The sequence below is a fragment of the Polaromonas sp. genome (genome assembly GCF_036676035.1).
Classification (GTDB): Bacteria; Pseudomonadota; Gammaproteobacteria; order Burkholderiales; family Burkholderiaceae_C; genus Polaromonas.
The window spans coordinates 1-11,531 of sequence record NZ_JAKFDR010000103.1 but is presented as its reverse complement, the minus strand read 5'-3'; the positions used below and the strand labels follow the sequence as shown (position 1 = coordinate 11,531).

At 64.2% G+C, this 11,531-nt stretch carries 9 protein-coding genes and 1 pseudogene; 5 read left to right on the top strand and 5 right to left on the bottom strand.

Features of this window, described 5'->3' with window-relative positions:
- The 4 genes and pseudogenes from V6M61_RS15490 to V6M61_RS15475 all read left to right on the top strand — a co-directional run.
- A pseudogene (locus V6M61_RS15490) lies at positions 1–102 on the top strand (oxidoreductase); the annotation flags it as partial.
- Between the two features lie 54 nt (positions 103–156).
- Complete coding sequence (locus tag V6M61_RS15485) at positions 157–1,158, top strand: NADP-dependent oxidoreductase (protein WP_332777480.1); 1,002 nt, start codon at positions 157–159, stop codon at positions 1,156–1,158.
- A gap of 77 nt (positions 1,159–1,235) precedes the next feature.
- Positions 1,236–1,940 (top strand): SDR family oxidoreductase, encoded by a 705-nt coding sequence (locus V6M61_RS15480; RefSeq protein WP_332777479.1) that lies wholly within the window; start codon positions 1,236–1,238, stop codon positions 1,938–1,940.
- A 162-nt stretch (positions 1,941–2,102) separates the two neighbouring features.
- Entirely contained in the window at positions 2,103–2,279 is a 177-nt protein-coding gene (locus tag V6M61_RS15475) for a hypothetical protein (protein ID WP_332777478.1), read from the top strand.
- A gap of 262 nt (positions 2,280–2,541) precedes the next feature.
- On the opposite strand, the gene V6M61_RS15470 is transcribed toward V6M61_RS15475, so the two are convergent.
- From V6M61_RS15470 to hemC, 4 genes are read right to left on the bottom strand one after another with little or no spacing between them, the layout of a single operon-like run.
- Entirely contained in the window at positions 2,542–3,831 is a 1,290-nt protein-coding gene (locus tag V6M61_RS15470; RefSeq protein ID WP_332777477.1) for a heme biosynthesis protein HemY, read from the bottom strand.
- Between the two features lie 24 nt (positions 3,832–3,855).
- Positions 3,856–5,013, bottom strand: coding sequence for a uroporphyrinogen-III C-methyltransferase (locus V6M61_RS15465; protein WP_332777476.1), 1,158 nt, complete (start codon positions 5,011–5,013; stop codon positions 3,856–3,858).
- The gene (locus tag V6M61_RS15460) at positions 5,010–5,867 is read right to left on the bottom strand and encodes a uroporphyrinogen-III synthase (RefSeq protein ID WP_332777475.1); all 858 of its coding nucleotides are present in this window, start codon (positions 5,865–5,867) and stop codon (positions 5,010–5,012) included. The genes V6M61_RS15465 and V6M61_RS15460 overlap by 4 nt, the downstream gene beginning before the upstream one ends.
- On the bottom strand, positions 5,867–6,856 hold the full coding sequence (hemC, locus tag V6M61_RS15455; protein WP_332777474.1) for a hydroxymethylbilane synthase: 990 nt from the start codon (positions 6,854–6,856) through the stop codon (positions 5,867–5,869). The genes V6M61_RS15460 and hemC overlap by 1 nt, the downstream gene beginning before the upstream one ends.
- Before the next feature lie 80 nt (positions 6,857–6,936).
- On the opposite strand from hemC, the gene V6M61_RS15450 reads away from it, so the two are divergent.
- On the top strand, positions 6,937–9,864 hold the full coding sequence (locus V6M61_RS15450; protein ID WP_442957789.1) for a phosphoenolpyruvate carboxylase: 2,928 nt from the start codon (positions 6,937–6,939) through the stop codon (positions 9,862–9,864).
- A 241-nt stretch (positions 9,865–10,105) separates the two neighbouring features.
- On the opposite strand, the gene V6M61_RS15445 is transcribed toward V6M61_RS15450, so the two are convergent.
- Positions 10,106–10,885: an alpha/beta family hydrolase gene (locus V6M61_RS15445; protein WP_332777472.1), complete on the bottom strand. Its 780-nt coding sequence runs from the start codon at positions 10,883–10,885 to the stop codon at positions 10,106–10,108.
- Positions 10,886–11,531: the final 646 nt, after the last annotated feature.

Sequence of the window (11,531 nt, the reverse complement as noted above, 5' to 3'; positions counted from 1 at the left end):
TACGCCCCCGGCCTCGCCAGCCGCATGAGCCTGCTGCGCAGGTTTGCGCCCGCCAGCGTGCTCGATGCAGGAGTTCGAAAAGACCTGCGGCTCGAAGCATAGGCGGCCGGCCGATTCGCAGAGGCTTGGCCCCAAGTACGACAAACAAGGAAGACCATGAAAGCATTTATTCTCGATAGATATGGAAAAAAGCGCGCGTTGCGGTTGGCAGACATGCCGCATCCGGAGCTGCGCGACGACGAGGTCTTGGTCCAGGTCCACGCCGCTGGCGTGAATCTGCTGGACTCCAAGATCCGGGACGGAGAGTTCAAGCTCATCCTGCCCTATCGCCTGCCCCTCATCCTGGGCCACGACGTAGCCGGGGTGGTCGTCAAGGTCGGCCCGCGCGTGCGGCAGTTCAAGCTGGGCGATGAGGTCTATGCGCGGCCGGATGATTTCCGGATCGGCACCTTCGCTGAATTCGTCCCCGTCAAGGAAGCTTCCCTGGCGCTCAAGCCCAAGAGTCTCACGATGGAAGAAGCCGCTTCCATTCCTCTGGTGGCTTTGACGGCCTGGCAGGCACTGGTAGCGAAGGCCAACCTGAAGAAGGGGCAGAAGGTCTTCATTCAGGCTGGCTCCGGCGGCGTAGGCACTTTTGCCATCCAGTTGGCCAAGCATCTGGGCGCCATCGTTGCCACGACGACGAGCACGACCAATGTCGCGCTCGTGAAGAGTCTGGGCGCTGACGTCGTCATCGACTACAAGACGCAGGACTTTGAGGATGTCTTGCACGACTACGACGTGGTCCTGAACAGCCAGGACGGCAAGACGCTCGCAAAATCCCTGCGCGTGCTCAAGGGCGGCGGGAAGCTCATCTCCATCTCCGGACCGCCTGATCCCGAATTCGGCAAGGAAAGCGGGGCCCCCGGGTTCGTGAAACTGGTCATGCGGCTGCTGAGCTCAGGCATCAGACGCAAGGCAAAGAGCCGCGGGGTCAGCTTCTCGTTCCTCTTCATGAAGGCGAACGGAAGCCAACTGCGCGAGATCACCCATCTCTTTGATGCTGGCGTCATCCGCCCCGTGATGGACCGGGTCTTCCCGTTCGAATCAACCAACGAGGCCATGGCCTACGTCGAAGCAGGCCGCGCCAAGGGCAAGGTCGTCGTCAAGATCAAGTGAGTTTGTTCATTTCAGTGTTGCTGGCAGACCTGAAAGCCGGCAGCTGAATCTGTTTGTCCCCCTCTTTGGAGATTCCTATGAAGATTGAAAATGCTGTTGTCCTCGTCACGGGTGCCAATCGCGGCATCGGCCTGGCATTCGCGCGCGAACTGCTCACTCGCGGAGCCCGCAAGGTCTATGCGGCCGCACGCGACCCCGCAGCCGTCACCCAATCCGGTGTTCAAGCCCTGCGACTCGACGTCACCAAGCCGGCAGACGTCGCAGCCGCCGCGGCGCTGGCGTCGGATGTCACGCTGGTGATCAACAACGCCGGCATTGCCCAGCCGGGAGGTTTTCTCGCAGCCGATAGCGAAGACGCCGCACGGCGCATCTTCGAGACCAACTTCTTCGCCATGTTGCGCATGAGCAAGGCCTTCGCACCGATTCTCAAAGGCAACGGCGGCGGCGCGTTGCTCAACGTCCTGTCGGTGGCCTCGTGGGTGAACGGCGGCGAGTTAGCCGCCTATTCGGCAAGCAAGTCCGCAGCTTGGTCGCTCACCAATGCCCTGCGCAACGAACTGGCGGCGCAGAAGACGCAAGTGCTGGCGCTGCACATGGCCTACGTCGATACCGATCTCACGCGCGGGTTCGATGTCCCGAAGTCCAGCCCTGAGGAGATCGTCAAGCGTGCGCTCGACGGACTCGAATCGGGCTTCGATGAGGTGCTGGCCGATGAACTCACCCTGCAGGTCAAGCGCGGGATGACGGCGGCGAGGCCGAGCTACCTTCCGTCGGCGTCCTGAACCCGAAACTTGACTGGATCGCCAGCCAACAACAGGGGCTCGAGCGCCCCGCATTCAACCAAGGATCCCCCTTCACACCGCCACCATGCCAGGCTCTGGCTGCGCAGGGACTACGAAGTGCGGAACAAAGGCGCCGCAGGCAACACAGGAGAAGAGGTTGCCATGGAAGACGCGGCGATTGCTGGGACGCAGGACAAGCCACCGAGCGCGGGCATGAAGGTGCGCCTTGAGCACATGAATTCCGGGCTTTGCTTCCATTTGAAAGCGCTGTTACCCACAAATTTGTGGGCAACTCCCTATCTCTCGCACACTGGTGATGCAATCGCCAGTGGCGATTGAACCGATGACTCGCGCCACCAAATGAGTATTTGGCAATCGCGTCGTCACTCGGCCGAAACCGCGCAATGAAAAAAAGCCCTTCTGATATCCAGAAGGGCTTTTTGTGGGGCTTCAACACTTTAGTTGAACGTCTCTCCGCATGCGGGCCTTTTTTTCGTCTCCCTGTTTCGTCAGTCTGATCCGTTGGAACGCCAGCGGCGCCAGCTCGGGAGGCAGCCCTGGTCAACTAACTTGGGACTTGCAAATAGCCTCTTAAAGACTCTTAAAGCTGCGCCGCCTGCTTGTAGGCTTCGGCCGCAGCCGGCGCATCGCCGCGCTGCTCGGCCAGCTCCGCCAGCGCGCGCCAAGCCTTGCGGCGCAGGCCGGCATCCTGCAGCCCCAGCACGGCGTGGGACAACAGCTGCTGGGCCTTGCCCCAAAGCTGGCGACTCAGGCAGGCCATGCCCGCCAGGTATTGCAGGTTGGCATCGCGCGGACGGCTGTACTGCGCCGCTTCAATGCGGGCCAGCCAGGGCGCATCGATCGAGTCGAGCCCGGATTCGAGCACGCCAATGAGCTTGATGCGCAGGTTGTCGCCGATGTCGGAGTATGGCTGCACCATGCGGTCCCACACCTGCAGCACCCAGGCCCGGGCCAGTTGGGGGTCACCATGCAAGCTCATCAGGCGCGAAGCCGCGTGAACCACCAGCTCGGGCATGGCGCGTTCGCTCTCGTCGAGCAACTGCCAGGCTTGCTGCAGTTGCACCGGATCGCGTGCGGCGCCCAGCAACTCCAGCGCCAGGCCGCGCACAATGCTTTGCGCCGCGTCCTGCGAAAACGCCCGGTGCTTGGCCAGCAGGCGTGCGGTTTCCAGCGCCTGGGCGGTTTGCCGGTTTTGTCGGGTCGCCTTGAGCCTGGTGCGCAAGGCCAGGGTACGGCGGGCCGCACCCTGCGGCAGCTGACGCAGCCAGTCCAGCGCGGCATCGGCGTCCCGGTCCTCCAGCGCCCAGCGCGCCGCGCGCAATTGCACGCCCTCGCGCATTTCCAGCGCATTGCGGTGCGCGGAGCTCTCCAGCGCCTGCTGCAGATGTTCGTCACGCAAAGGCCGGTTTTGCAGCGACTGCGCGCTTTGCGCCGCCAGCAGGTGCGCCAGCGAACGCAGCTGGGTTGCCCGGCTGGCGCTGTGGCCGATGGGGCTGATCGCCCGGTCGGTCAGCAGGGTCAGGCTTTTCTCCTGCACCAGCGCATTCCTGGCCGACTTGGCGGCGCGGATAAAGCGCCCGGCCAGCAGGTGCGCCAGCGCATCCATCAAGGCCGCGTACATGGCCCGCTCTTTTTGCTGCGCGCGCCAGCGTTTGGCCTCGGCCGGCAGCGAGAACACGGCAAACACCGCGCGCAGGGCCACATACAGCAGCATGAACAGGCCCGCCAGCACCACCACCATCAGGTTGAACGACACATCAACCCGGTGCGGCGGCCAGAACACCGTGACCACCGCCTGGTTGTTGCCGGCAAACAGGGCCACGGCCACCGCTACCGCAAACAGGGCCACAAGCCAGAGGGCGGCGCGCATGGGCTGGATCCTTCCTTGTCGAGATTAACGGCCCGCAGCCGCGGTGGCCAGCGCCGCCATGGTGTCGTCCAGGCGCGGCAGCTCGCTAGTTTTGAGCTGGCTTTGGACCTGCTGCAGCAGTTGCACGGCGAGCTGGGTCTTGCGCGAGGCCGGATCGAAGTATTTGTTCAAGGCGGCACGGGCGCCGGCCAGGTCGGCACGGGCACTTTCAGTCTGGCGCGACAACAGCGCCAGGCGGGCGTTGAGCAGTTTGAGCTTGAGGTTTTCCCGCAGGAAAAACGACTGCTCGGGCGCCAGCAGGGCCGCCTCGGGCTGCTCGATGCGGCTCACGCGCAGCAGGCTTTTGGCCTCTTCGCGCACGGCCTGCAGCAGGCGCTGCGACCAGGCGTTGAGCGCCTGCCGGTCAAAGAGCATGGAGGAGGACTTGGGCGCGGACGCCGCACTGCGGGGGGCCACCGCCGGCGCCAAGGCCACCGGATGCGCCGCAACGCTGGCGACCATGGCATTGGCCACGGGCAGCTCGTCAACCGAGTGGGCCAGTTCGTCGAGCTTGAGCATCAGGCCCGGCACGTCGGTCACCGCGGCGGCCTTGATGCGCTCCATGTCTTTGGCAATGGCACGCTGCAAGGGGTTCAAGCGGGGCTGGGCCGCGCGCGTCAGGCGCTGCTCGGCCGACTTGAGCGCGGCCAGCAGGGGTTCGGCGCTGCCGGTGAGCTGGGCCTGCTGCTGGGCCAGCCGCAGGGCCGACTCCATGTCAACCACCAGGTTCTCATCGCGCGAACGCGACAGGCTTTGCATCAACTCTTCCAGCTGGCTGCGCTGCAGGCTTACTTCGCTGAGCCGGGTTTCCAGCAGCGCCAGCCGGGTCGACAGCTCTCGCGTGCCGTCCTGCGCCTGGCGGGCCAGCGTGCGGGCCTCGATGGCCTGGGCGCCCGAATCGGCGCTGCGGCGCGCCAGCTCTTCCTGGATAGCGCTCAGCTTTTGCCAGAGCAGGCCGCTGAACAGCAAGCCGGCAATAGCCAGCAACACCACCAGCAGCGCCCACTTGCGAGGCACGTTGACTCTTCCGCTTGCCGCTTCGCGTACTTCGCTGCGTTCGGTGGCCAAGGTGCGCTCGGGCGCGCGCTCAGCCGCCGGCTCGTTGGCAGGCTGGTCGGGCGTGTTGGGGGCGCTGTCGCTCATGGTTGCATTGATTCTATCGAGGCCAAGATGTCCGTGAGGGCCGGGCGTGACTCCACAACAACACCCCAGCCGGCCGAGCGCACCGTTTGTGCGATGCGCGGGTGCGTGGCCACGGCGCGGGCCTGCGACCAGTCCAGCCCCGGCAGGCTGGCCAGATGCGTGACCGCCTCCGAGCTGCTGAACAGCCAGACCGTGCCATCGTGGCTGGCAGCCTCTGCCCGCTGTCGCTGCTGCGCTGTCAGCACCGGCGCGCGGCGCTGGTAAACCGTGAGGAAATCGACCTGTGCACCAGCCGCCTGCCACTGCCGGGCCAGCCAGTCGCGGCCGATGGCCGTGGCATCGCCGGCTGCACCCACGCTCTGCCCGCGCACAATCAGCACCCGCCGGCCCTGCCAGGGGCGCGGGCCCACCACCTGCCACAGCGCTGCCGAATCAAACTGGCTGGCATCCGGCGCCGGTGCGTCAATCTGCTGCGCGGGCACGCCCGCCGCGCGCAAGGCCGACACCGTGCCCGGGCCCGGCGCCATGCAACGCACATCGGGAAAGACTGGAATTGCTATGTTTTTAGTAGCTACTTGCGCAGGTTTTACAGGGGCTTCAGGCTGATTTGATGCAAAGAAATGCTCAACGGCATTGCCGCTGACAAACATCAGGGCGGCGTAGCGGTCCAGCGTGCGCCAGACGGCCTGCAGCGGCTGCAGGTCTGCCACCGGCGCAATCTCGATCAAAGGCAGGGCCTCGGCCTGCCAGCCCTGCCGCGCGAGCTCGCTGACCCAACGCCCGGCGTCTGGTGCGGGCCGGGTCACGATGACGCGGGGTTTCAGGCTGGCCGGACCCGATGGCGACATCGGCATCAGGGCGCCGCGTCAGGCGCAACCCAGCGGGCGCCGCCAGCGCGCAACAAGGCGGCCACGGCCTCACCGAGCGCCTGGGCTTCTTCAAAATTGCGCACCGGCGCGCTTTGTTGCACCCGCACCAAAGGCGGCAGCGGCTGGGAGCTGCCCGCCAGTTCGTCGGCACCGGGCTCGCCCCAGGCCGCGTCGAGCTGCATGGAGTCGCCGCTGCCGGCCGCCACGCCGCGCGTGAAAGCGGCCAGCGGCATGGAGCAGCTGCCGCCCATGGCGCGCGACACGGTGCGCTCGGCCGTCACGGCCAGCCAGGTCGGCTGGTGCGCCAGCGTTGCCAGTGCCGCGGTCAGGTCCGTGCGATCGGCACGCACCTCAATGCCCAGCGCCCCCTGCCCGGCGGCGGGCAGCATGTCCTGCGGTTCAAAGATGCCGCGGATGCGGGTTTCCAGCCCCAGGCGCTTGAGGCCAGCGGCGGCCAGCACAATCGCGTCGTAGCGCCCTTCGTCGAGCTTGCGCAGGCGCGTGTCCAGGTTGCCGCGCAGCGGCTCAACCTTCAGATCGGGCCGCAAGGCCTTGAGCAGCACCAGGCGGCGCAGGCTGGAGGTACCCACCACCGCGCCCGGCGGCAGTTCGGCCAGTGCTGCAAAGTGGTTCGACACAAAGGCATCGCGCGGGTCTTCGCGCTCCAGCACGCAGGCCAGCACAAAGCCTTCGGGCAAGTCCATGGGTACGTCCTTGAGCGAGTGCACGGCCAGATCGGCCCGCCCTTCGCTGAGCGCCACTTCGAGCTCCTTGACAAACAGGCCCTTGCCGCCCGCCTTGCTGAGCGAGCGGTCCAGGATCTGGTCGCCCTGGGTGGTCATGCCCAGCAGTTCAACCTGCCAGCCCAGCCGGGCTTCAAGCAGGGCCTTGACATGCTCGGCCTGCCATAGCGCCAGCCGGCTCTCACGGGTGGCAATGACGATTTTTTTCGCGGTGGGGAAACTTGCAGACACTCGTAACCTGTATGTAATCTTGGGGGGTAAGTGAATGCTAGCATGTTGCAGTGCAAAATGAGAGCCAACCAAGAGGAGAAATGATGGCGACTGCGGCGCGGACAAGGACCCCAAAAGAGCAATCCCAGGGGCGAGCCAGGGACAACGAGCGCCCGCTGGTGGAAGATATCCGCCTGCTGGGCCGCATCCTGGGCGACGTGATCCGCGAACAGGACGGCGTGGCCGCCTATGAGCTGGTCGAGCAGATCCGCAAGCTCTCGGTCGCCTTTCGCCGCGACGCCGACCAGGAGGCCGACAAGGCGCTCAAAAAACTGCTCAAAGGCCTCTCGAGCGACCAGACGGTGAGCGTGATTCGCGCCTTCACCTACTTCAGCCACCTGGCCAATCTGGCCGAAGACCGCCACCACATCCGCCGCCGCGCCATCCACGAACGCGCGGGCGATACCCAGGAAGGCAGCATTGATGTGGCATTGGCCCGCCTGCGCTGGGCCGGCATAGCCCCCAAGACCATCGCCAACACCCTGGCACACAGCTTTGTGTCGCCGGTGCTCACGGCCCACCCCACCGAAGTGCAGCGCAAAAGCATCCTGGATGCCGAACGCGACATCGCCCAGCTGCTCACGGCACGCGACGAGATCCGCGTCCGCGCACCCGCCGTCAACGCCGCCAAAGACACGCTGACCCCGCGCGAACTGGCCGCCAACGAGGCCCAGCTGCGCGCCCGCGTGATGCAGCTGTGGCATACCCGGCTGCTGCGCTTTTCCAAGCTCACGGTGGCCGACGAGATCGAAAACGCGCTGAGCTACTACGAAGCCACGTTTTTGCGCGAAATCCCCAAGCTTTACGCCAACCTCGAACGCGAACTGGGCAACCACCCGGTGCACAGCTTTTTACGCATGGGCCAATGGATTGGAGGCGACCGCGACGGCAACCCCAACGTCACCGCCCAGACGCTGGACTACGCCCTGAGCCGGCAAGCCGATGTGGCGCTGCGCCACTACCTGACTGAAGTGCATTTTCTGGGGAGCGAGCTGTCGCTGTCGGCCATGCTGGTCGATGTCAGCCCCGAGATGCGCGCGCTGGCCGAAAGCTCACCCGACACCAGCGAGCACCGCAAGGACGAGCCCTACCGGCGCGCCCTCACCGGCGTCTATGCACGGCTGGCTGCCACACTGAAAGCGCTGACCGGTGGCGATGCCGCGCGCCACGCCGTCGCCCCGCAAAACGCCTACCGCCAGGCCGAAGAGTTTTTGGCCGATCTGCGCACCCTTGAAAACTCCCTGCTCGCGCACCACGGCGCAGCGCTGGCAGCACAGCGCCTGCACCCGCTGATTCGCGCCGTGGAGGTGTTTGGCTTTCATCTGGCCACCGTCGATTTGCGCCAGAGCTCCGACAAGCACGAGGACGTCGTGGCCGAGCTGCTGGCCGTGGCCCGCATCGAGCCCGGTTATGCAGGCCTGGACGAAGCGGCCAAGCGCGCGCTGCTGCTGCGGCTGCTCAACGATGCGCGCCCGCTGCGCGTGCTCGGCACCAGTTATTCAGCCCACACGCAGGGCGAGCTGGCGATTTTTGAAGCCGCGCTCACGGCCCGCGCACGCTTTGGCAAGGAAGCCATACGCCACTACATCATCAGCCACACCGAAACGGTGAGCGATTTGCTGGAAGTGCTGCTGCTGCAAAAAGAAGTGGGCCTGATGCACAACACATTGGACAACGGCGCCACCAACGACCTGATCGTGGTGCCACTGTTCGAAACGATAGAAGACCTGCGCAATGCCGCGCCCATCATGCGCGAGTTCTACGCCCTGCCCGGCGTGGCAAAACTCGTGCAGCGCAGCGGCGCCGAGCAGGACATCATGCTGGGCTACTCCGACAGCAACAAGGACGGCGGCATCTTCACCAGCAACTGGGAGCTGTACCGCGCCGAGATTGCGCTGGTCGAGCTGTTTGACCAGCTCGCCGGCCGAGCCGCCGGGCCGTCCCAAGGCCGGGCAGCCCCCTCTGGGGGCAGCGCATTACACGCAGTGAAAAGCGTGGGGGTCCATGAAACGCACAACATCCAGTTGCGCATGTTCCATGGCCGCGGCGGCACGGTAGGCCGCGGCGGCGGCCCGAGCTACCAGGCCATTCTGGCGCAGCCCCCGGGCACGGTGCGCGGGCAAATCCGCCTGACCGAGCAGGGCGAGGTGATCGGCTCCAAATACGCCAACCCCGAAATCGGCCGGCGCAACCTCGAAACCCTGGTCGCCGCCACGCTCGAAGCCACCCTGCTGCAACCCACCAAACCCGCGACCAAGGCGTTTTTGCAGGCCGCCGCCGAGCTCTCGCAAGCCAGCATGGCGGCCTACCGCGCGCTGGTGTACGAGACGCCCGGTTTCACCGAGTATTTTTTCAGCGCCACGCCGATCCGCGAAATTGCCGAGCTCAACATCGGCTCGCGCCCGGCCTCGCGCAAGGCCACGCAGAAGATTGAAGACCTGAGAGCCATTCCCTGGGGCTTCAGCTGGGGCCAATGCCGGCTGACCTTGCCCGGCTGGTATGGCTTTGGCTCGGCGGTTGAGCACTTGCTCAAACAGGGCGGCTCACCCGCATCGCGCAAGGAAAACCTGGCCCTGCTGCAAAAGATGTACCGCCAATGGCCCTTCTTTCGCACGCTGCTGAGCAACATGGACATGGTGCTGGCCAAAAGCGATCTGGCGCTGGCGTCGCGCTATGCCGAACTGGTGAGCGACGCGCGCCTGCGCAAAAAAATCTTCACAGCCATCGAGGCCGAATGGCACCGCACGGCGGAAGCGCTGACGCTGATCACCGGCGAAAAGCAGCGCCTGGCCGGCAACACGGCCTTGCAGCGCTCCATCCGCCACCGCTTCCCCTACATCGACCCCTTGCACCACTTGCAGGTGGAACTGGTGCGGCGTTACCGGGAGGGCAAGGCCGACGAGCGCGTGCAGCGGGGTATTCATATCTCGATCAACGGGATTGCTGCGGGCTTGCGCAATACGGGTTGAGTGTCGAATGTCTGCTCCTGACTCCGGTCATTTGACCTTCTCGATAGCAGTCGTTTAACGCGCCTGTGGAACCGGTGGTTGAACCGGGCTTGTCCAACAACCGGTTCAGATCGTGGCTCGCTTCGCGATCACGATCTAACCTTACTCGTTAGAGCGCTCGCGGATGAACACGAATGACCTGGTTGATATGGCCGAGCCTCGCGGCAACGCGCGGCATATCCTGTGTAGGACTTCGTTTGCGTCAACGCTTTGCAGCCTCGGCGACAAAGTCCGCGGCAAAAATTCCGGCAATCCGCGCATTCCGAAGGGTGACCTCTGCCGCTGCAGGACCCGTGAGACCGGGAATTTGGAACCCGTGATCACCGCCTACGACCGCGACTCTGGATGTCACGCCCGCGCCGGCGACGAAGCGATACAGAAGTGGTGCGGCGCACAGTGGATCCTGTTCGCCCAGAATGAAAGCCAGCGGGCGGGTCTCGGAAGCGACACTTGGATAGAGGGTGTCGCCGGTGGGCGTGGGCGAAGTTGAGCCCTCTGTGACTCGGCTGCAGATCGGCGTCAGCAGGAGTGCTCCTTTGAGTTCCTTGTTCGACGACAAGACCTTCCACGCCACGATTGAGCCCAGGGATTTGCCACCGACAAACAGCTTGTCACTCGCGATCCGAGGATCGCTTCTTGCCTTGGTGAGGACAGCGGTCATGTCTTCGACTTCAAGTGCAAGGTCTTTGGAAGGGCGGCCAGCTTGGGGGTCCTTGGTGTAGTAAGCCCAGTTGAACCGAAAGACGGCGACACCGCGTTCAACCAACTGACGGGCAGGTTGATCGAGGGCCGGTAGGGCCATGGGATACGCTTGGCCCGAACCGAGTACGACAGCTGGGAATGGACCTTTGCCTTCGGGGAAGTCAGCGATGACATCAAGGACGGCGCCGCGCGGGGTTTCCATCTTCAGCGGTTCGGCGGATGAATTCTGAACGCTTAGTGCGAGGACGAAGGCGCTGCTGACAATGCAGGAACGTTGCATGATTTTCCTTCCGGGTGAGTGAGTTAAGCGCTCCTTGATATATCCCGCAAAACTGCGGAATAACGTGACGACATCAACTACAAAAACTGGCATTTAGGCTTGCCCCACATGGATAGTTTGCTCCATTAAAAATAGCGACAAACCCGGCAACTTGTAAAAAATGGCTCGCTCCGCATTTGGAGCGATTCTCGACTAAACGTTGTGGTTTGACCATCCCCCATGTGAGGGAGGCTGCCGAAAGACCGCTTCCGCGGCACTGCAGACTCTCAAGGAGCCCTCACAGTCTGACTAATCGCGGCAGCCTGCGGCCAATCTCCTGGCTACTCATCGTTGGGAGAGGAACCGAAGTTTTCAGAAGAGAACTGGCTGCTGCAGGCATTGAATCAGAATCGGTATTTCTACAATGACTGCGGATATCCAATATTTAACCTAGAAACCGCAGTTGACCGCTCATTTTCCGCGGGCAAGACCACATGAACACACGCTTATTCGCTCACGCACGAGATCAACTTTGGGGTGACAGCGCTACGCACCCGATTGAGCCGCCCTGGCGCGTGCTGGCGGCGTTGCTCCTCCTTGCAGGCATCAGCCTGCTGCCTCGTCACGCCTTGCCAGCCCACCCCATGACGGCCCACTCGGGCGCGTC